Here is a 20,492-nt window from a genome sequence, read left to right as displayed (position 1 = left end):
GAGGAGTTGCCTGTTACCAGCGGTACCGGCATGTGAGATTCTTTTCGCTGTGAGCCTTGCCGACACTGTCACCCTCGCCGCACGCAACGCGTGGGCGCTGACCTTCGGCTCCGGCATCGAGGCGCCGGACCCGACTCCCGCGACGGTGCTGTGGGACCAGCCGCATCGGCAACTGCGGCGGTTCGAACGAGCCGACGGCGATGTGGCGGAAGGGGATTCGGCCGTCCTGCTGGTCCCGCCGCTCGCCGCGCCCGCCACCTGTTTCGACCTGCGGCCCGACCAGAGCCTGGCGCGTTTCCTGCTGGAGATCGGCCGCAGCCCGTACGTGGTCGACTACGGCGAGATCACCTTCGCCGACCGCCGCATGGGCTTCGAGGACTGGATCGACGACATCCTGCCCGAGGCGGTGCTGCGCACCAGTGCCGATCGCGACGGACAGCCGGTCGATCTGGTCGGCTGGTCCCTCGGCGGCACGCTTTCCCTGCTGACCGCGGCAGCGCACCCCGAGCTGCCCATCCGGTCGATCACGGCCGTCGGCTCGCCGCTGGACTACGACCGGATGACCGGCGTTCCGCAGCTGCGCGCCGTCGCGAGACTCACCGGCGGCCGGGCCACCTCCACCGTCATCCGGGCGGCCGGTGGCGTTCCTGCGACACTGACTCGAATCGGCTACAAGGTCACCGCCTGGGATCGCGAACTGACCCGGCCGTGGTTCGTCGCGAGCAATATCGCGCGCACCGAGGCGCTGGCGAAGATGGAGACGATCGATCGGTTCATGGCCGGTATGCCCGGATATCCGGGGCGTTTCTACGGCCAGCTGTGGGGGCGGTTCATTCTGCACAACGACATCGGTCGCGGTGTCGTTGTACTGGGCGGGCGCCGGATCGAGCTGGCGAAGGTGACCGCGCCGGTGCTGCTGGTCGGCGGGCCGTCGGACGTGATCACCCCGGCCCCCGCCGTCGAGGCGGGCGCCCGCGTCCTCACCGGAGCGGCCACGGTCCGCTACGAAACCGCGCCGGGCAGCCACCTGGGCATCCTGGCCGCCCGGACCGCGCGTGACACGACATGGAGTTATCTGGAGAAGTTCCTGGCCGAAACCGCGTGAACGGCGGTGAGTATTACGCTGGGGCGCATGGGAGCACAGTCACCTGCCGCGTTAGGTGTTTCGTCGACCGACCCAGCAAGCCTCTCCATCCCCGCGAGTCATCCAGGCGTGACCGATCTGTTCGCGGTGCTCGCCTACGGCGAGATCTCCGCGTTCTACCGGCTGGCCGAGGAAGCCAAGCTGTCACCGAACCTGCGGGGCAAGGTGGCGGTCGCGAAGATGGCCGCGGCGGAGATGGAGCATTTCAAGACGCTCGAATCCGCGCTCGCCGCCCGCGGCTCCGATGTGTTCGACGCCATGGCGCCGTTCGTGCGCGCGTTGGACGACTACCACACCTCCACCGACCCCTCCACGTGGCTCGAGTCGATGGTGAAGTTCTACGTCGGTGACGGCATCGCCGCCGACTTCTACACCGAGATCGCCGGAGCGCTGACCCCCGACGTCGCCGCGGTGGTCCGCGACGTGCTCGCCGAGACGCGCCACTCGGAGTTCGTCGTCGAGGAGGTGCGCCGGGCGGTCACCGAAAGCCGCTCGGAGCGCGACCGACTCACCCTGTGGGGCAGGCGGCTGCTCGGGGAGGCGATCACGCAGGCCCAGTACGTCATGGCGCAGCGCGACGAGCTCACCGATCTGGTGCTCACCGCGACCGGCGACCTCAACGGCATCGCGGCGCTGTTCGAGCGGATGCAGGACAGTCACGCCGAGCGGATGGCGGTACTCGGCATCTGAGTCACTCGGCATCTGAGTCCGAGCCCGGCTACTCGTTCGCCGCGCGGTTGGCCACCAGCCGCAACCCGGGCGCGTGGGTGCTCGCCCGGTCGACCAGCCAGACGACCACGCTCTGATCGCGGTCGGCCTCCAGGGTCTCGAACGGTACTTCGACCGGGCCGTGCACGGGATGGTCGAGGTGCAGCATCCCGGAGCCGGCGGCGGCCACCCGATGCGGTTTCCAGCGCGCCGCGAAATCCGGGAGTTCGCGCAGCGCCTCGATCGTCTCCCGCAGCGTGTCGTCGCCCGGCCAGTGCAGTTTGGCGCGGCCGAGCGCGGCGGCGAAGGCGTCGGCGGCCTGTTCCCAGTTGAGCAGGACGCGCCGCGCGGCGGGATGCATGAACGTGTACCAGGCCAGATTCGGCTGATCGGGCCCGTCCAGCAGCCCCAGCGGAGCGACTAAATCGGCCCACGCCTGGTTCCAGCCCAGCACGTTCAGCCTGCGACCGACCACGAACGCCGGCGTCGGGTGCAGGGCGTGCAGGATCGTCTCGATCGTCGGGGCGAGGCGCTCCTCGGCGGATTCGTTCCCAGGGCAGCGGGATTCGTTGCCGGAGGCGAGCGCCAGCATGCTGAAGTACTGGCGGTCGCCGCCGCGCAGCAGCAGCGCGTCGGCCAAGGCGTCGATCACCGCGACCGACGGGTTGGTGTCGCGCCCCTGCTCCAGCCGGGCCAGGTAGTCGGCGCTCACTCCCGCGCGGACGGCGACTTCTTCACGGCGCAGACCGGGCGTCCTGCGGCGTCCGCCCTCGGGCATGCCGACATCCGACGGCCGCAGCTCGGCGCGCCGCGCGATGAGGAATTCCGCGAATCCGTTACGAGCCATACGTCCCATCGTGCCCGGTCCGGGGACGGTTATCCGCGCCCTGTCAGGTCCAGGATAACGGCGGTCTGGCTAACGGACCGTGGTCCGGTCATTGTCGGAGGCATGACTTCTACTTCGGAATCCACCACGCTGAAATCCGGATCGTGGGCGCTGGACGCCGCGCACTCCTCGGTCGCCTTCACCATTCGCCATCTCGGCATCTCCAAGGTGCGTGGCGGGTTCACCCGGTTCGAGACCGAATTCGTCGTCGACGAGTCGGGCGCGGCCACCATCGGCGCGACGATCCACCTCGACTCCTTCGACACCGGCAACCCCGACCGCGACGCGCACATCCGCACCGCCGACTTCCTCGACGTCGCCAATCGCCCCACGCTCACCTTCCGCGCCACCCACCCGGTAGTCGTCGCGGAGACCTTCGAGGTGCAGGGCGAAGCCACGCTCGGCGCGATCACCAAGCCGGTCACCCTGGAGGTCGAGTGGGGCGGCGTGCAGGACTTCGGCCCGACCGGCGACCGGCACGCGGGCTTCTCCGCCACCGGCACCATCAAGCGCACCGACTTCGGCGTCGGCGGCCCCCTCCCCGGCATGCTCAGCGACACCGTGAAGATCGAACTCGAAATCCAGCTCATCGAGCCGAAGTAACACCACGGCCGAACGGTGTTCGCGAAAGGCGAACACCGACCGGCTACCCTCCCCGAACCAGAAACGCACCACCCGATTTCGCAGGTACATGGGTAACTCACCGGGTACGCCCAGCACCCGAGCGGCACTCGACGCAGGCCCTGAACGCGACGACAGCGCACTCACTAGTACGGCCTGAAGATTCGGGGAGGCGGGGGAGCACTAGCCTGGACTCGACAGCACAGGACTCTCAGGTTCGGAGGTTGGCCGTGGAGGTCAAGATCGGTATTTCGGATAGCCCGCGCGAGCTGGTGATCAACAGCGCGCAGACCCAGGAAGAGGTCGAGGCGCTGGTGTCCGGTGCGTTCGGCGGCGACGGTGGAGTCTTGTCGCTCTCCGACGAGAAGGGCCGCAAGTTCCTGATCCAGGCGGCGAAGGTCGCCTACGTCGAGATCGGCTCGACCACCGGCGGTCGCGTCGGTTTCGCCGCCGTCTGACCCCGGCCCCGGCCACATACGCGACGAGCCCCTGCCCCCGATCGCTCGGGGACAGGGGCTCGTTCGTCGTCGTACCCGTTCAGTCGATCGGGTGCAGCGGCACGTGCTTCAGGCCGCCCCAGGCGAGCGAGACGGTGGTGTCGACCGCCTCCTCCTTCGGGATCGGCCGATCGGCCTCCAGCCAGTACCGCGCGGTGAACTGGCTCGCGCCCACCAGGCCGACGGCCAGGATGCGGGCCCGGTAGGGGTCCAAGCCCGAGTCGTGCGCCACCAGGTCGAAGACCGCGTCCACGCAGGCCTCGGTGGCCTGCTCGACCCGGCGCTGCACCTGCGGCTCGCTGGTCAGGTCGGACTCGAAGACCAGGCGGAAACCCTGCATCTCGTTGTCGACGAAATCGAAGTACGCCTGCACCGCGGCGCGCACGCGCTGCTTGTTGCTGGTGGTGGAGCGCAGCGCCTGGCGCACGCTGGACACGAGAATGTCGACGTAGTTCTGCAGCACCGCGAGGTAGAGCTCCAGTTTGCTGCTGAAGTGCTGGTACAGCACCGGCTTGCTCACACCCGCGCATTGCGAGATCTCGTCCATGCCGGCGGCGTGGTAGCCCCGCTGCACGAAGACTTCGCTTGCCGCCGCGAGTAGCTGTTGACGTCGCTCGTCGCGCGGAAGCCGGGTACCGCGTTTGGCGGGTGCCATGGCCTCGGACGACGATCTACGGGACGTCATCCGGTCCACGAGGTCAGTCATTTCGGCTCTCCCAGTCGATTCCCCGGCAAAAGGGGTGTGCACCGGGTTATCCCATGAACGATACCCGGTTGTTGCCCGCCCGCGGATCGGGGCCGGACAACTGGTGCCACCCGCAGAGCATTGTCGCACCGACCGCGCCGTCGGTGTGCCCGTGAGTGGGGATTCGCCGCTGTGAGACTCTGATGCGCGTGACCGACCGCCCGGACAGACCACCCGGCGGGCGGCGTGGTGCGCGCCGCCCGGCTGGCTCCGGCGCGCCCGGTTCCGTAGGGTCGGACCACATGGCGAGAACCTGGCCAGAGGCGCGATCCGATGGTGCGGCTCGGACCGGCGCAGCCAAGCGGTCCGGGGCAGGCGGCGGGTCACCCGGTCGCGGGACGAGTAAGCGCAAGCGGGTCGAAGCGCCCGAAGATGTCGAAGCGCCCGAAGCTACTGCGCCACCGGCCGATTCGGATCAGAAGCCGGAGCGGGACGGTGTGGAGGTCTACGACCCGCTCGGTCTCTATTCGCATAAGGCCGACCGGTCGCACCAACCGCTACGCGCTCGCTGGGATCCCACCGCACCCGATGAAGGCAGAGCCAGGGGCCGCCCCGAGCGGGACGCCAAGAAGCAGAGCGCGCTCGGCAGATTCGTCTCGACCTACGGCTGGCGGGCATACGCCCTGCCCGTACTGGTCGTCATCACCGTCTTGGTCGTCGTCGACGCGATCCGCGCGACCGACCCCAGCAGCGTCGCGGGCCCGGACCCTGGGCTCGGGCACCTCAGTCCCGCCACCGCCACCGCGGGCGTCATCGGCGCTCCGCCCGGTGACGGGCACTTTCCCACCGATCTCCCCGCCGGGGCGCTGCCCGAAGGCGGCGCTTTCGCCGAGACCGGCGGTGGCGCCTGGCACGTGGTACCCGGCGCGACGGCGCAGATCGGCACCGGGAACGGCACGGTCTTCCGCTACACCGTGGAGATCGAGAACGGCCTGGACACCTCCGGCCTCGGCGGTGACGAAGCCGTCGCCAAGATGATCGACTCCACCCTCGCCAATCCGAAGAGCTGGGTGCACGACCCCAGGTTCGCGTTCCGCAGGGTCGACCAGGGCGACGCGGACTTCCGCGTCTCGCTCACCTCACGCGGATCCAGCCGCAAGGAATGCGGCTTCGACATCCCGATCGATACGTCCTGCTACAACGCCGCCAGCCGCCGCGTGGTGCTGTCCGAGGTCCGCTGGGTGCGCGGCGCGCTCGCCTTCGAAGGCGACATCGGGTCCTACCGGCAGTATCTGATCAACCACGAGGTCGGCCACGCCATCGGCTACCACCAGCATCAGGCGTGCGAGACCGACGGCGGGCTGGCGCCGGTGATGATGCAGCAGACCTTCGGCACCAAGAACAACGACATCGCCGCCCTCGATCCGCACGGCGTGGTCCCGATGGACGGCAAGCACTGCCGGTTCAACCCCTGGCCCTACCCGCGCGGGTAGGGGTGTGCCGGTTTTCCGGCGCCGACGGCGCGTGCTCGGTCTCGCTTCGCTCGAAACCGGTGGCCGGGCCGATGTGGTCGTCTCGGGACGGGCAGGCTCCGCCGGATGGACAGGGCGGTTGTCCCGGTGCGTCCGTCATACGCAACGATGGCAGGGAAGAACGGCCCGGTCGTCGGTGTTGCAGAAGTGAGCAGCCCGAGAAGGGCGCGTCACACCGCCGCAGCGATCGGCCGAGCGATTCGAGGAGTCCTGGACGTGTCATCACCCAAGTCCCTGCCGCCACTTGTCGAGCCGGCCGCGGAGCTGACCAGGGATGAGGTAGCCCGCTACAGCCGACACCTGATCATCCCCGATCTCGGCGTGGACGGACAGAAACGTCTGAAGAACGCCAAGGTGCTGGTGATCGGGGCCGGTGGCCTCGGCTCGCCCGCCCTGCTGTACCTGGCCGCCGCGGGCGTCGGCACGCTCGGCATCGTCGAGTTCGACGAGGTCGACGCCTCCAACCTGCAGCGCCAGATCATCCACGGGGAATCCGACATCGGCCGCCCGAAGGCCGACAGCGCGCGCGACTCGATCCTGGAGATCAACTCCGGCATCGATGTCCGGCTGCACAAGATCCGGTTGGAACCGGAGAACGCGATCGAGCTGTTTCGCGAATACGACCTGATCGTCGACGGCACCGACAACTTCGCCACCCGCTACCTGGTCAACGACGCCGCGGTGCTCGCGGGCAAGCCCTACGTCTGGGGCTCGATCTACCGCTTCGAGGGCCAGGTCTCGGTGTTCTGGGAGGACGCCCCGGACGGGCGCGGCATCAACTACCGCGACCTGTACCCGGAGGCCCCGCCGCCCGGCATGGTCCCGTCCTGCGCCGAGGGCGGCGTGCTCGGCGTGCTGTGCGCGTCCATCGGTTCGGTGATGGTGACCGAGGCGATCAAGCTGATCACCGGCATCGGCGAGCCGCTGCTGGGCCGGCTGATGGTGTACGACGCACTGGACATGAACTACCGGACCATCAAGCTGCGCCGCGATCCGGAGCGTCAGCCGATCACCGAGTTGATCGACTACGAGGCGTTCTGCGGCGTGGTGTCCGAGGAGGGCCAGGCGGCCGCGGCCGGGTCCACCATCACCGCGCGCGAGCTCGAGGAGCTGCTGGCGTCGGGCAAGGAGATCGAACTGATCGACGTGCGCGAGCCGGTCGAGTGGGACATCGTGCACATCGAGGGCGCGAGGTTGATCCCGAAGGATCGCATCCTGTCCGGCGAGGCGCTGGCCGAACTGCCGCAGAACCGCCCGATCGTGCTGCACTGCAAGACCGGCGTGCGTTCCGCCGAGGCGCTGGCCGCGCTCAAACGCGCGGGTTTCTCCGACGCCACCCACCTGCAAGGCGGCGTGATCGCCTGGGCCAACCAGGTGGACAAGTCGCTGCCGGTGTACTGAGCCGGTAGACGTCTGCGCCGGGGCCGCGATTTCACGGCGCTGCGACAGCGCCGTGCAGTCGCGACGTCATGGATTCGGCAGACGGCTCGTCCCGGCGGATCGAGGGCCGCGAACACGGCGCGCCGGAGGCGCGCCAAATCAGACACCACGTACCGTACGGCCGTGACTTCTGTGGAACCTCCCGAGCACGTGCGTGCCACGTTCGGTCTGCGCGAAGTGACCCCGGTCTCGCTCGGCGACTGGGAAGGCGGCTGGCGCTTCGGTGACGTGGTGCTCAGTCCGGTCGCCGACCACGCGCGCGCCGCGTGGTCGGCGAAGACTCGGGAGACATTGAAGGTGGACGGCCTGCGCCTGGCCCGTCCGGTGCGGGCGACCGATGGCCGCTACGTGGTGTCCGGCTGGCGTGCGGACACCTACTTGGAGGGCGCTCCCGAACCGCGGCACGACGAGGTGGTCTCCGTTTCGCTGCGTCTGCACCAGGCGACGGCGAACCTCGAGCGGCCACGCTTCCTCGCGCAGCCGCCGGTGGTGCCCTGGGTGGACGTGGACGTGTTCGTCGCCGCCGATCGCGCCGCCTGGGAGCCGGTGCCGCTGCGCACCCTGCGCGCGGGTGGCGCGGCCCTGTCCACGTCCCCGGACGGGCGGCGCAGCCTGGAATTGATCGGCCAGCTGGCCACCCTCCGCAAGCCGGTGCAGACGCCGCCGCAGCTGGTGCACGGCGACCTGTTCGGCACCGTGCTGTTCTCGGGCGCGCACACCCCAGGTCTCACCGATATCACCCCCTACTGGAGGCCGGTGCCGTGGGCGGCGGGCGTGATCGTCGTGGACGCCCTGTCCTGGGGCGGGGCCGACGACGGCTTGCTCGATCGCTGGGCGGACCTGCCGGAGTGGCCGCAGATGTTGTTGCGCGCGGTCATGTTCCGCCTCGCCGTGCACGCGCTGCACCCGAGGTCCACCCCTCAGGCGTTCCCCGGTTTGGCACGCACGGCGGACATGGTGCGCCTGACCCTCTGAGCTTGCGCCGTACAGGTTTTCGCGGAGCCGACGCGGCAGGCGCTGCCACCGAAGGTCTTGCGCGCTCCGCGGGCAACGCGTCGGAGTGAGTCCGCTCGCTCTACCGCGGAGGATCGACCCGAGTTGCCAATGTCGGGAATGCCCGATACTCGCGGTAGTGCATGTGTGCCGCATGCGCCAGCAGACTCTCGCCGAGAGGTTACGGATGTTGTTTGTTGTCCCGCGGATGTCGGCCGCGTGGACCGCGCCGAGTGGAGGGAAGGCATGACAACCCTCGCCGATATAGACCTCGAAGACCTTCCGCATCCGAAGTATGCCAGCGCCGGTCTCAATGCTGTCGTGGACGCCGCGAACGCGTACATGCAGAATTCGGTGGTGCTGTTCGCCTCCGGTTGGGACGGCGGACAGCAGGACATGATCGCTTGGCTGGGAGATCAGAAACTGCTGAGCGCGGACGGCCGGGAGCTCACCAAGGACGGCGCCCAGACACTCGAGCCGGGATCGTCGGTGCTGACCGGCAAATACGACGACAAGCGCGGTGCGATCCTGGACAAGGCGTCGCAACTGCGAGCACAGAACAGCGGTGTGAACGAACGCGCCATCGCGAGCTTCGACACCTCGAACAGGGCGTTCCAGGATGTCAAAGGGATCGTGGCAGGGCTCAAAGCCGAGTTGAGTCGCGAGCCCGCGGAACATCAGCTGACCCGGCTGCCAGATGGCAACCTGCACCTGACCCCCGCCGAAGAGAACCGGTTGTTGCAGCTGATCCTGGAGGCCGTGGACCGTGTGCACAGCACGATCGAGGACGCGGACAGCGGCATGCGACGGAACGCGGGAAATATCTACGACATGATGCCGGATCTGCCGCGCAACCCTTATGGCAATGCGCCTGATGCCGGGTCTCACGCTCCGTGGGCGCCGACCGCGAGCAATGCCACCTGGACCCGCGGGACCGGGACTCCGGACGACATCGTCGCGAAGGCGCGGGAGCAACTGGCGCTCGGTGTCTCCGAAAGCGGCGGCAACAATGTCCCGATGTTCCGCGGCCCGGATGGCAAGCTCTACAAGGCCCCGTACAACATCAATGACGCGTGGTGCGCGGCCTTCTCCACCTGGACGTGGGATCAGGCCGGTTACAACGTCGACTGGACCAACAAGAACTACGTGCCCTCCATCTGGAACGACGCCAAGCACATGGGGTTGGCGGCGAATATCTCGAGTGCGCAAAAGGGGGACATGATCATCTTCGACTGGGAGGGTGACGGAACCCCCGATCATGTGGGAATCGTGGAGTCCGTGGATCCCAGAACCGGCCGGATCACCACCATCGAAGGCAATTCCAGTGATCAGCTGAAATCCAACAGCTATGCCATGAACGCGGGATCGCTCGTCGGCGTGGTCAAGCCACCGTCCAACGACACCGCGAGGGTCTGACGGTTCCCCCGCGGCATCGGACCATCAATCCGGGACCGGAGGCTTCAGCGCGACCGTAGTCGAGCTATGGCGGCGTGGTTCGCGTGCGGATCCAGTGTTATCGCCGCCGCCCACACGTGCGCTGCGACCGCACGCCGGTCGAACAGGGCGATCCAGGAGTCGATGGATCGGCGGGTGTCCTTCACCCGAGTGGGCGTCGCTCCGAGTTCGGGCAGGTGGACGTACGTCAGTGCGGTGTAGGCGCGTCCTCGGGCATCGAAGATCGTTGCCGCGCACATGGTGTCGGCTGTGACGCGTTCGCTCATGCGGCCCGCCGCCGCGGCCTGTATCGCGTCCCGGGGGACGCCCTCGGATCCGGTGAACATCTCGCCCACCGTCAGGTAGGCGAGCCCGAACCCCCACATGCGGCCCGCGAATCTCCGGATCAGCCATTCGGCCGAATCCAGGACGGGGGAGCGTTCGGCGTGGGGATCGAGAACTATCGGGGTGTGGGCCGCGTCCTGCGCGGCGGAGTTCTCGGCGCGGGCGAATCCCCAGAAGTGAATGGTGTCGGCGTCGGCGGCATCTGCGCGGCGTTCGGCCATCATCGCCGTGAGTATCGCGTCGATCGTCGCGCGCGGTGGATATCGAATGGTGGAGTCGGTCGGCTTCCGAGACTCGTGCCGCGGTCGATTGCGTCGCTTGGACATTTCCCTCTTCGGTTGTCGCCTGTACACGCCGTGGGTGCGGTCAGGTGAATTCACTCGTGCGGTGATCGATGTGGGGCGGGCGGAAAGATCCGTGGTGCGTGCCCCGCGTGCGGGCAGCAACACCTCCCAGAACTGGGCGCGCACCGCGTCCCATAGCCGGAAGTGGCGTGGGAACCATTCGCGAACCTGCGCCAGATCCGGAAGGGCGCGTTCGTCGAACGCGATGAACCCGTTCTGTCCCAACGGAATCGGCACGATATCGCCGTTGTTGCGCAGCCGATAGGCGGGCGTGGGATCGGCGGCGTCGCGTAAGAAGACGATTTCGATGCGACTTCCCACCACCCGCCAGCCGGCCTGCACGGCTCCGATCGTGGTTCGATGCAAGCCCGTCACCCCAGCAGCAGTTCCGTTGACGCCGTCAGCGCCGAAAGTCCCTCCAGCACTTTCTGAAGCCTGGGCACGTCGAGGTCCGGGTGGGTGCTACCGAACTCGTCATGTGACGGGAACCGCATGCCACGCGCGGCGTCGCGTTCACGGTGGGTCACCGCCTGCGGCGTCAGCCGTCCCGTGGACACCAGCGTGCGGTATGCCGCCGCCTTCCACGCGCACCGCTCGATCCGGCAGGTCAGGTGAACTTGCATCTGCTCGTGTGCCAGTCGCACGCCGGCGGGACGGCAGACGTCGGGCAGAACGAGCAGAGCATCCGTCGTTCCGCGACACCCGTGACTGCTCGACCGAGTGTCGTTACTCGCCGGGCCGCGCGTATTTCCTTCCCCTGCCGCACAGTTCGTTACGAATTCGAGTTCTGTTCCGTGTTCTTCGGCCATGTGCATATGCTGCGGAGCGTGCCCACGACGGGAGGCTCGAAACGGCCGGAGCCGAGCAACCGGTGCGTCTGCGCTGAACGTCTCCCGAGTTGGGCGCATGTCGATTCTCGCCGTGGGAAAACCAGGTCACACCGTGGGAAAGCAGGGGAGTACACAGCGGAATGGTGGGTACCAAGTCGGACATCAGCCGGACGACGCTGCCGCGTCGCCAGCTGGGCCGCGCACTGCGCGACGCGCGCCAGGCCAACGGCTACACCCTCGAGCAGGTAGCCGAAGTCCTGGAGATCAGTCGATCCTCGTTGGGGCGGCTCGAGCTGGGGCAGAACGAGAAGGTCAAAGTCCGGGATGTCGAGTTCATCTGCGAGTACTACGGGCTGCCGGAAGAACGGACCGAATATCTGAAATCGCTCGCCGAGCAGACGCGTATGAAGCCCTGGTGGGAGGACTTCCGGGATCTGGTACGACCCGGGCTCAACACATATCTGCAATTGGAGGGCGTGGCTACCGGGTTCCACGTCTACCAGTCACTGGTAGTACCAGGGCTGCTGCAAACTGCGGACTACGCGGGAGTGGTCACTGCGGCTCCCCCGCCCAACACGCCTGAGGAAGTGGAGCAGCGTGTTGCACTCCGGATGAGAAGGCAGACGATCCTGACGCGCCGACACAAGCCGTTGCCCGCCGAATTTCTGCTGCACGAGACGGTGTTGCGCACTGTTGTCGGATCTGACCGCGATATGTCATGCCAGCTCCGCCATCTGGCCGACATAGGGACGCGCGACAACGTGTCGATTCGCGTCGTTCCGTTCAGCGCGGGGTTCCCAGCCGGTTTGGCGATCCCGCCCTACATCATCCTCGACTTCCCGCGTGACGAGCCATCTGTTGTTTATACCGAAGGAGCGATAGGAACGATGATTTTCGAGGAACCCGCTGATGTACAGCGGTATCGAGGTTTCCACGAAGACCTGCGGCGGGGCGCACTCGGAGAACAAGCATCACGAGATCTGCTGAGGAACCTAGCGTGGAGGTACCAGCAGTGACCGTAGAGAAGTTCGGCGTCCACTGGTTCAAGTCGCGGCACAGTGGCGACGGCGAATCTTGTGTGGAAGTGGCGTGGCTCGATGCAGATCGGGTCGGTGTCCGCGATTCGAAGAACCCGACCGGCCCGGCGTTGATCTTCACGCCGGGCCAATGGGACGCCTTCACCGCGTGCGTCATGGATGGCGGGTTCGACCTGCATTCTGATCTGTGAAATCGCGGTAGCCGACAGACGGCCCGGACTCAGGACTTCACGGCCGAGGCCGGGCTGCGCCGCCTCGGCACCACGGAAGTCCCGCGGACCGCGCATCACAGGGCGTCTAGCTCACCGACGGCTGAGCCAGACTGATGCCAGCGGGTACGGGGCGATGATCGGGGTTCCGGCGATGTTCACCGTTCCGGTCCAGAGCCCCTGCCGGGGGTCGATGTCCCGCAGGTCGAGCCCGAAGGGGACGTAGTCGAACGTCACGTAGGTCTCGTCCGGGCCGACCGGCGTCTGATGCCCGCCCCGGCTCGAGGTCCCACAGACCAGCACCACCGACCGCCCATCCGGAAAAACTTGCAGGTCGCAGTTCTCGATAGGCGACCCAACGATATTGGAGGGTCCACGTCCGATGTGATAAGTCCCAACCGGGATAACGCCGTTGCGCGGAAACTCGGGATCATCAGCAGAGGCAACGGCGGGAGCAACAGAGACAGCTGCGGCGGCGAGCACCACACCGGCCGCGATCTTGCCGAACTTCATGATTACAGCTCCTTTGATCATCCGACGAACTCAGTCGTATGTCCTAGCCCTCGTTCAGTTCGTTACCGCACTGCCACCCTAGCCGCACCCCCAAACCTCCCACAGCACAACACATAAGCCCCACGCACCACCGAACAGCGGCCCGCCCGCCACCAGACGGATACCGCCACCTCTTCTGCGAGTGTTGGCGCACCTGAGTCGTCGTCACAGGGTCGAGAGGGTGGGGATGAGTCGTCGAATCATGTTGACACTGCTCGTCGGTGCGTTGGCGACCGGAGCCGTCGGATGTGGGGACACCACGAACGGTTCGCCCACGACGGGTTCCAGCACTCCTGCGGCACAGACACTTTTTAACCCGTGCACGGGGATTCCCGATGAAGTGTTGCGGGCGGCAGGGGTTGAACCGAAAACCGAGGAAGCCGGTATCGCCGGTGTACCTCAGTCAGGCTGGGAAATCTGCGGTTGGGATGGGCCCCAGTACTTCATCACAGTTTTTTCGACAGGCCGTACTGTGGCGGAGTTCGAGCGCAAACCCGGAAATATCGAGTTCCAAGATGTCACGGTTGCGGGCCGTCAAGGTCGGCAGTTCCGAGTCGCGGGCGCATCGAAGAACCTTGGTTGCGACGTACTGTTTCCTGCCTCGCAGGGAGTCGTGCAACTCAGGATCCTGAACCGGGCTGGCGTGGACGGTCTCGAAGACCCGTGCACGGTTCTATACCGGGTTGGTACGTCAATCGTGCCTACATTCCCGCGGTGACCAGGGGGAGGGTACGTCTTGACCAGGGAGGGATTATATGGGTGAGAACGACGCGGATTTGTGGAGTCGCCTTGCAGGCCAGGCGCGCGCGGGCGAACTATACCTAGATGACGAGAAAGCTGCATACGACTGTGCGAAGGCCTGTGATCAGCGCCTTCTCGATCTGCAGCAGATCGCTCGCTCAACCTTTGACGCCCAAAATGTCTCTGGCTTCGGTGATTTTGCCATGGCGGACCGACTCGTGGGCAAGTTCCTGAGGCAGGCCACTGGCGATCCGAATTCGATCGATCAGATCATACTCGAACACATCGAGACCGTGAAGAACATGCGCGAGGTCATGGCGATCTCCTTCAAGCGCATCACCGGGCAGGACATCGAGAACGCGACGCAGATCGCGAGTACCACCGATCAGGTTGGCTGAACATTCGCTGACGCATCAGTAGGGGAGATGGCGAATCCAAGTGGCGGCTGAGCCTTCTACCGTACGTTGCTTGAAACGGCGGTAGCCGAACCGAAATCCTACGGAGCTGTTTACGTGTCCAACTCGTTGGTTGCGTGGGGCTGACGCCAGGCGTCTAATGGTAGTTAACTGATAGTTTGCTTCCAGGGGGTGGTTGGAATGCTATTGCACAGTCGCTGTTGGGGGGTGATCGCCTCAGTCCTGATGGTCGGGGCGTCCATTACCGGTTCACCGGGTGGCGTCGCACAACCGCCGGAGCCGACAACCCTCGCCGGAATTCTCGCTCGAGTGGAAGCGCGCGGCAATCCAGCAGACGGCTCCGCATTGGACGCTGCGAAGCAGTGGGTCGCGCGTTATGGGGACATAGACCTGCCACTGAGCAAGGTAAATCGCGCCATAGACTACGCTGGGACCTGGCCACCGGAGTGTGTGAATCCGGTGGCAGCGTTCGAGATCAACGCGCAGCCTTCCGGGCCGGATGTCGCCGCCATGATCTACAACGGCCCATGGCGTTTTTCGTGGGAGCCGGTGCCCGACCCGCCTGGTGCACTTTCCCCGTTCTCAGGAGTTCGGTTTATCTTCGTCAACATCCAACAGCAATTCATTGGCGAGGTTCCGTGGGAGTGGACCGGAACGCGGACAATACCGGCTATTCCGTGGGATCGGGCCTTCCAAGGGAACTTTCCGATTCGATTCAGCCAACTCACTGAGTTCGGTGGTGGGACGGTCGTCGGCCTCTTTGTCGGGCAAGACATCCCGACTAATGGGCCCCAGTGTCCCCCGTACAGCAGAGCGGTTGTCGCAAACGGGGACTCCACAGGCTGCTCGCACTTCTTGTGCCCGAGTGGCTACCCCTACAACCGCTACCCGCCTCCCTACGGCTGACCGCGACCACAGCCTGCGCACTTGGGGTGGGGGCGGGCTTCACCGCTGCTGGCTGCGCCACTCGAGGCAACCCGGTTTCGGATCAGGACGCACCGAAACCCAACGAGCAACGCGACACTCGGATACCGCAACAACCTATCTGGATGAGGCACCAGTTGGATGCGGCTCTAAACCCTCTGATCTCGACGCCGTGAGGCCCCGGCCGGCACCGTTCGGCTGGCTGTCGGCCGCGTCCTGCGGAACCCTCAGGCCACCTTAGCGCGGGCAGGGCTCACCAGTTGGTCGTCTGCTACTGTTGGCGAACCTGAATCGTCGCGGTTCGAGAGGGTGGGGATGAGTCGTCGAATCATGTTGGGGCTGCTCGTCGGTGCGTTGGCGACCGGAGTTGTCGGGTGTGGGGACACCACGAACGGATCGCCCACGACGGGATCCAGCACCACTGCGGCACAGCCTCTGTTCGATCCGTGCACAGGAATCTCTGATGATGCGCTGCGAGCGGCGGGCGTCGATCCGAAAACTGAGGAGTCTGGCATCGCCGGAGTGCATCAGTCCGGTTGGGAGATCTGTACGTGGGACGGACCCAAGTACTTCATCACGGTGTTCTCAACCAGACGCACCGTGTCGGAGTTCGAACGGAAGCCGGGGAACGTCGACTTTCAGGACGTCACGGTTGCAGGCCGTCAAGGTCGGCAATTCAGGGTCGAGGGCGCATCCAAGAATCTTGATTGCGACGTCTTGTTCCCGGCGGCGCAGGGCGTCGCGCAATTGAGGGTTCAGGGCCGGGCAGGTCGGGACGATCTCGAGGATCCGTGCATGGTCCTGTATCGCGTCGGCGAGTCTATCGTGCCCGCACTACCGCGTTGATCAGGGAGGGAACGCATGAGTGAAGACGACGCATCGGTTTGGAGTCGGCTCGCTGGCCAAGCCAATGCTGGAGAGTTGTACCTCGACGACCAGAACGCCGCATTCCTCTGCGCGAAAGCGTGTGACAAACGAATCGCCGAACTCGAATCATTGCGCAGGTTGACGGGAAATGCTCAAAACGTTTCCGGCTTCGGTGATTTCGAAATGGCTGCCGACCTGGCCAAGAAGTTCCTGAAGCAGGCTTTGGGAGACCCCAATTCGATCGACCAGGTCATCCTCGAACACATCGAGACCGTGAAGAACATGCGCGAGGTCATGGCGATCTCCTTCAAGCGCATCACCGGGCAGGACATCGAGAACGCGACGCAGATCGCGGGTACCACTGAGCAGGTGCGCTGATGGGTAATCCTTTCGTCGGTCTGGGATTTCCCGACTACGGGCAGCTGGGTTCGACTGTGCTGCGCAATGTCACCAACTGGATTTCTGGTGAGGAGTTGCAGCCCGACGTCGATCCGGCCGCTGTGCAGGACAGGTACAACCAGCAGCGTGACGGCGTGCGCAGCCGGGCTGCCGGGGTCGGTTTCCAGGGCGAGTTCCGGCCGAGGGAAGTGCTCGACGCGGATGAGTTCGAGAGGCACGATGTCGCCACGTTGCGTCAGAAAGTCGATCAAATCGATCTGAAGGCGGTCAGCGACCTTGTGACGGCGTGGAACACCATCGCCGAGCGGCACCAGACCTCGTTGACTACTTTTACGCAGGCGATGGCGCGAGCCACCGACGACGGTGTGTGGCGGGGCGAGGCGCGTAACGCTGCGGCGAGTGCGGTCGGCGACTACGCCGCCCAGGGTGCGCAGGTCTCCAATGCCGCCCGGCTGACCAGTAGCAAGTTGGCCGAGTTGTCGACGGGGTTGGAACCCACCAAGCAATTGGTGCCGCATGCGCCGGAACATCGCAGCGGAGTAGACAACGCCCTCGCTTGGGTGGCCGGGCGCGGATGGCGCAACGATGACGTCGCCGAGTACAACGCGAAGACGGAGGCGTTGCGGGTGCTGCGCACCGTCTACGCCCCGGTGGTGATGGAGTCCGATACGAACGTTCCCGTGATTCCCCGTCCGAACCCTACCTCGAATCCGAGCGGGGTCGACAACGGAACAATTCCGCAGGGGACGAGCAGTGGGAACCCGTCGGGCACATCTTCGTCGCCCAGCTCGAATCCCGCTGATACGAACAGCACTGACAATCCGACCAGCCCGTCGAGCACTCAGCCCTCGGATACCACCTCCGAAACACCGGAGTCGACCAGTACCGACCCGTCGTCCACTACGCAGGACTCGACCACACCGGCTTCGACTACACCAGCTTCGACCACGCCCTCCTCGACAACGCCTACCCCCAGCACAACGCCGAGTACTCCGGGCACTCCCGGAACTCCGCATCTCGGCACGCCGGGCAGTCCCGGAAGTCCCACCAATCCGGGTGCGCCGGGCGTCTCGGTGCCTCCGCGAGCCGCATCGAACACCCCCAACGCGGCCGCGGCCGCTGCCGCGCGGACGGGTACCTCGACCGGTCGCGCCGGTATGAGCGGCATGCCGGGCGGCATGGCGCCCGGTGCGCGCGGCGGCAAATCCGATGACGAAACCAGCAAGGGCATTCCGGACTACCTGATCACTCAGGAACACGGCGATGAGCTCATCGGGCTCGACGACCTGCCCGGAACGGTGCCGCCGGTCATCGGTGACAACTCGCGATAAGGATCTCGCGCATGCGCGAAGTGCAGAGCTGGCGGTTCACCGCGCTCGAATTCCGGACCCTGTGGGAGTCCACCGGCCGGGACGTGCTGCCCTATCCCTTGCAGCACCAGTACACCACCGAGTTCCGATCGGAGAGTTTGCGGTTGCGGCAGGCGGCGGCTCAGGAGTTGCGCCCGCGCATCGATGACGATCTGCTGCGTGCGGTGGAAGTGCTGCTGGCGCCGGAGGCGCGGGTCGAAGTAGCCGGTTTCGCCGGTGCCCGCCGGGATCGCAGGCTGCGGGCGCACGCGGGGGTGCACTATCAGCACGGGGCTGTCGCGGTGCAGGAACCGGGCCCGGAGCCGGAGCACGGCGGCGATGTGGTGTTGACGTTGCTGCCCGCCGGCGAGGTGGCGCGGGCTGTGGTCGATGTGTTCCCCGCCTGTGTCCCTGGGCGGGGTAAGCAATTGCAGGCTTCGGCGGAGGAGTTGGAGCGGCCGCGGCCGCCGGTCCGGGACGCCTGGCGACCGACGCCGCGGGAGGAATTCGAGCGGTTCTTCACGCGTGCGATGACGTTGATCGGTCACGTCGGGGTCTACGCGATGGGAAGCGTCGACAATCGGCATATCCATGGCCGCAAGGACTTTCAGCTCAACGACGTGGAGAACGACGGCCGTTACGTCACCTTCGGCACCGACGTGGTGACGATCAAACCCACTACCGCCGACCGCATCGCAGCTACCTTGCAACAGATGATGGCCCGGACCGTCACCGAAGTGCGCGACGGCGTCCACCTACCGTACTGACCGCCGCTCGGTGCTCCCGCCGGACGCGGCCGAACGCCCGCCCGTCGTCCCGGTGCAGGCCGGGACCCGTTGCCGGAGCCGGATTTTCACCCGGGTGAGGGCGGACGTTCGGTTGTGCGGTGGGCGGCTCCGCCGGAGGGGAACGGCGGTGACATCGCCCGTGTCCCGCGGGGTCCGGACCGCGGGACACGCTGTGGCGGTCAGACGTTCGCGTACGCCAGCGAGGGAACGCGCTGGATGGCGAACGAGGACCGCAGATAGAACCACCAGGTGACTGCGGCCATCACCAGGAAGGTGGCGGCGTAGGCCCAGAACGCGGGAGCCATGCTGTGCAGGTGCGTGTTGGACAACCGCAGCGCCTGCTGCAACAGCCAGCCGCCGGAGGCGCCGACCGCGCCGATGACGCCGATCGCGGCGCCCGCTTGGCGTTTGGCCGAGGCGGCGGCTTCGGCCGGATCGATGCCGTGCTCGGCGGCGTACTTCTTGGACTCCGCGCTGAAAATGGTCGGGATCATCCGGTAGGTGGAGCCGTTGCCGATGCCGGTGAGCACGAACAGCAGCAGGAACGCGACCAGGTACAGCGGGAAGCTCTTCAGCTCCAGCCCGGCCATGATCAGCCCGACCGCGACCGCCATGCCGCCGAACACGTACAGGGTGATCTTCGCGCCGCCGACCTTGTCCGACACCCACCCGCCGAACGGCCTGCTGAACGACCCGACCAGGGCGCCGAGGAACGCGAGGTTACCGAGCGTGGTGATCCAGCCGATCTTGGCCAGGTCCGGGAAGTTGGCCTTGATCAGCGTCGGGAAGGCGAAGGAGAAGCCGATGAACGAGCCGAAGGTGCCGATGTAGAGGACGGCCATCACCCAGGTGTGCCGGTTGGTCAGTGCGCGCCGGTAGGACTTTCCGTCCGACTTGGCGGTGCTGATGCTGTCCATGTAGCGCAGCGCGCCGAACGCGGCGATCAGGATGAACGGCACCCAGACCAGGACCGACAGCGTGATGCCGAAGCGGTAGCCGCCCGGATCCTTCGCCATGATGTGCGTGCCGAGGGTGATCAGCAACGGCAGCACCAACTGGGTCTGGGCGACGCCCAGGTTGCCGCCCGCCGCGTTGATGCCCAGCGCCGCGCCCTTCTTGCCCTCGGGGAAGAAGAAGTTGATGTTGGCCATCGAGGAGGAGAAGTTGCCGCCGCCGACGCCCGCGAGCGCGGCCAGCACCAGGAACACCCACATCGGCGTGTCCGGCTGGTTGACGAAATAGGCCAGGCCCAGCGTCGGAATCAGCAGCATCGCCGCGCTGAACACGGTGAACGCGCGGCCACCGAACCGGGGGATGGCGAAGGTGTACGGAATGCGCAGGGCGGCGCCGACCAGGGTGGGGGTCGAGGTGAGCAGCAACGCGTTGCTCACCGCGACGGGGTTGCCCTTGCCGAGGCCCGCGAGGAAGTCGAATCCCGCGGCGCCCATGCTGGTCACCACGGTGCCCCAGATGACCCAGACGCTGAAGCCGAGATTCTCGGCGAACACGGAGAAGATCAGATTCTTGCGCGCGGTCTTCGCGCCACCGGATGCCCAGAACTTCGCGTTGTCCGGATCCCAGTGGTCGAGCCAGCGTCCACGTTTCTGGTATTCGAAAGTCGTTGTCTGCGACTGCTGGCCGGTGGCTGCTACGGCGGTCATCGGCTTCCTCTCGATTCGGCTCGACCGGCCCTCATCGCGGCGCAGTGCCGCCGGCGGCTGTCGAGTGCCTAGCTACGGTCGAGACAAAGG

Annotated in this window: 22 protein-coding genes; 16 read left to right on the top strand and 6 right to left on the bottom strand. The window is 66.2% G+C overall.

Annotation, left to right across the window (positions count from 1 at the left end; translation table 11 throughout):
- Positions 1–49 precede the first annotated feature (49 nt).
- Together IU450_RS14330 and IU450_RS14325 are read left to right on the top strand one after the other, a co-directional pair.
- A complete protein-coding gene (locus IU450_RS14330; RefSeq protein ID WP_195150286.1) occupies positions 50–1,105 on the top strand; it encodes an alpha/beta hydrolase in 1,056 nt (351 codons plus the stop codon).
- A 27-nt stretch (positions 1,106–1,132) separates the two neighbouring features.
- Complete coding sequence (locus tag IU450_RS14325) at positions 1,133–1,834, top strand: ferritin-like fold-containing protein (protein ID WP_181719192.1); 702 nt, start codon at positions 1,133–1,135, stop codon at positions 1,832–1,834.
- A gap of 28 nt (positions 1,835–1,862) precedes the next feature.
- Here IU450_RS14325 and IU450_RS14320 read toward each other — a convergent pair whose 3' ends face one another.
- Positions 1,863–2,699 (bottom strand): helix-turn-helix domain-containing protein, encoded by an 837-nt coding sequence (locus IU450_RS14320; protein WP_195150285.1) that lies wholly within the window; start codon positions 2,697–2,699, stop codon positions 1,863–1,865.
- Between the two features lie 102 nt (positions 2,700–2,801).
- Between IU450_RS14320 and IU450_RS14315 the strand changes: the two genes are divergently transcribed.
- Positions 2,802–3,341, top strand: coding sequence for a YceI family protein (locus IU450_RS14315; protein ID WP_195150284.1), 540 nt, complete (start codon positions 2,802–2,804; stop codon positions 3,339–3,341).
- Positions 3,342–3,589: 248 nt separating this feature from the next.
- Complete coding sequence (locus IU450_RS14310) at positions 3,590–3,817, top strand: DUF3107 domain-containing protein (RefSeq protein WP_043696705.1); 228 nt, start codon at positions 3,590–3,592, stop codon at positions 3,815–3,817.
- A gap of 79 nt (positions 3,818–3,896) precedes the next feature.
- On the opposite strand, the gene IU450_RS14305 is transcribed toward IU450_RS14310, so the two are convergent.
- Positions 3,897–4,562: a TetR/AcrR family transcriptional regulator gene (locus IU450_RS14305; protein WP_195150283.1), complete on the bottom strand. Its 666-nt coding sequence runs from the start codon at positions 4,560–4,562 to the stop codon at positions 3,897–3,899.
- A 281-nt stretch (positions 4,563–4,843) separates the two neighbouring features.
- Here IU450_RS14305 and IU450_RS14300 point away from each other — a divergent pair, with 281 nt between their 5' ends.
- The 4 genes from IU450_RS14300 to IU450_RS40915 all read left to right on the top strand — a co-directional run bounded on the left by IU450_RS14300 (position 4,844) and on the right by IU450_RS40915 (position 9,922).
- Complete coding sequence (locus IU450_RS14300; protein ID WP_228834543.1) at positions 4,844–6,034, top strand: DUF3152 domain-containing protein; 1,191 nt, start codon at positions 4,844–4,846, stop codon at positions 6,032–6,034.
- A gap of 255 nt (positions 6,035–6,289) precedes the next feature.
- The gene (gene moeZ, locus IU450_RS14295; RefSeq protein ID WP_195150281.1) at positions 6,290–7,474 is read left to right on the top strand and encodes an adenylyltransferase/sulfurtransferase MoeZ; all 1,185 of its coding nucleotides are present in this window, start codon (positions 6,290–6,292) and stop codon (positions 7,472–7,474) included.
- A gap of 162 nt (positions 7,475–7,636) precedes the next feature.
- Positions 7,637–8,488, top strand: a complete 852-nt coding sequence (locus tag IU450_RS14290) for a TIGR02569 family protein (RefSeq protein WP_195150280.1) — start codon at positions 7,637–7,639, stop codon at positions 8,486–8,488.
- A gap of 237 nt (positions 8,489–8,725) precedes the next feature.
- A complete protein-coding gene (locus IU450_RS40915; RefSeq protein WP_195150279.1) occupies positions 8,726–9,922 on the top strand; it encodes a CHAP domain-containing protein in 1,197 nt (398 codons plus the stop codon).
- A gap of 44 nt (positions 9,923–9,966) precedes the next feature.
- Here IU450_RS40915 and IU450_RS14280 read toward each other — a convergent pair whose 3' ends face one another.
- Together IU450_RS14280 and IU450_RS14275 are read right to left on the bottom strand one after the other, a co-directional pair.
- Entirely contained in the window at positions 9,967–10,995 is a 1,029-nt protein-coding gene (locus IU450_RS14280; protein WP_195150278.1) for a hypothetical protein, read from the bottom strand.
- A gap of 5 nt (positions 10,996–11,000) precedes the next feature.
- Positions 11,001–11,252, bottom strand: a complete 252-nt coding sequence (locus IU450_RS14275; protein WP_195150277.1) for a hypothetical protein — start codon at positions 11,250–11,252, stop codon at positions 11,001–11,003.
- Between the two features lie 347 nt (positions 11,253–11,599).
- On the opposite strand from IU450_RS14275, the gene IU450_RS14270 reads away from it, so the two are divergent.
- Positions 11,600–12,475 carry a helix-turn-helix domain-containing protein gene (locus IU450_RS14270; RefSeq protein ID WP_195150276.1) on the top strand — a complete coding sequence of 292 codons (876 nt, stop codon included), beginning with the start codon at positions 11,600–11,602 and terminating at the stop codon, positions 12,473–12,475.
- Positions 12,472–12,687: a DUF397 domain-containing protein gene (locus IU450_RS14265; protein ID WP_195150275.1), complete on the top strand. Its 216-nt coding sequence runs from the start codon at positions 12,472–12,474 to the stop codon at positions 12,685–12,687. Before IU450_RS14270 ends, IU450_RS14265 begins: the two co-directional genes overlap by 4 nt.
- A gap of 111 nt (positions 12,688–12,798) precedes the next feature.
- Here the strand turns inward: IU450_RS14265 and IU450_RS14260 are convergent, their stop codons facing one another.
- Positions 12,799–13,218: a hypothetical protein gene (locus tag IU450_RS14260; RefSeq protein WP_195150274.1), complete on the bottom strand. Its 420-nt coding sequence runs from the start codon at positions 13,216–13,218 to the stop codon at positions 12,799–12,801.
- A gap of 241 nt (positions 13,219–13,459) precedes the next feature.
- On the opposite strand from IU450_RS14260, the gene IU450_RS14255 reads away from it, so the two are divergent.
- The 6 genes from IU450_RS14255 (at position 13,460) to IU450_RS14230 (ending at position 18,720) form a co-directional block, all read left to right on the top strand.
- Complete coding sequence (locus IU450_RS14255; RefSeq protein WP_195150273.1) at positions 13,460–13,975, top strand: DUF3558 domain-containing protein; 516 nt, start codon at positions 13,460–13,462, stop codon at positions 13,973–13,975.
- A gap of 37 nt (positions 13,976–14,012) precedes the next feature.
- Complete coding sequence (locus IU450_RS14250; RefSeq protein WP_157229808.1) at positions 14,013–14,396, top strand: hypothetical protein; 384 nt, start codon at positions 14,013–14,015, stop codon at positions 14,394–14,396.
- A gap of 1,272 nt (positions 14,397–15,668) precedes the next feature.
- Positions 15,669–16,184, top strand: a complete 516-nt coding sequence (locus IU450_RS14245) for a DUF3558 domain-containing protein (RefSeq protein ID WP_228834542.1) — start codon at positions 15,669–15,671, stop codon at positions 16,182–16,184.
- 15 nt (positions 16,185–16,199) lie between these two features.
- Complete coding sequence (locus IU450_RS14240) at positions 16,200–16,583, top strand: hypothetical protein (protein ID WP_195150271.1); 384 nt, start codon at positions 16,200–16,202, stop codon at positions 16,581–16,583.
- Positions 16,583–17,935 (top strand): hypothetical protein, encoded by a 1,353-nt coding sequence (locus IU450_RS14235; RefSeq protein WP_195150270.1) that lies wholly within the window; start codon positions 16,583–16,585, stop codon positions 17,933–17,935. Before IU450_RS14240 ends, IU450_RS14235 begins: the two co-directional genes overlap by 1 nt.
- 11 nt (positions 17,936–17,946) lie before the next feature.
- Entirely contained in the window at positions 17,947–18,720 is a 774-nt protein-coding gene (locus IU450_RS14230) for an ESX secretion-associated protein EspG (RefSeq protein ID WP_195150269.1), read from the top strand.
- Between the two features lie 200 nt (positions 18,721–18,920).
- Here IU450_RS14230 and IU450_RS14225 read toward each other — a convergent pair whose 3' ends face one another.
- Positions 18,921–20,402 (bottom strand): MFS transporter, encoded by a 1,482-nt coding sequence (locus tag IU450_RS14225; protein WP_195150268.1) that lies wholly within the window; start codon positions 20,400–20,402, stop codon positions 18,921–18,923.
- Positions 20,403–20,492 lie beyond the last annotated feature (90 nt).

Source organism: Nocardia abscessus (assembly GCF_015477775.1).
GTDB classification, from domain to species: domain Bacteria; phylum Actinomycetota; class Actinomycetes; order Mycobacteriales; family Mycobacteriaceae; genus Nocardia; species Nocardia abscessus_A.
Note: the sequence above shows the minus strand (reverse complement) of the source record. Positions and strands in the feature narration are given on the sequence as shown.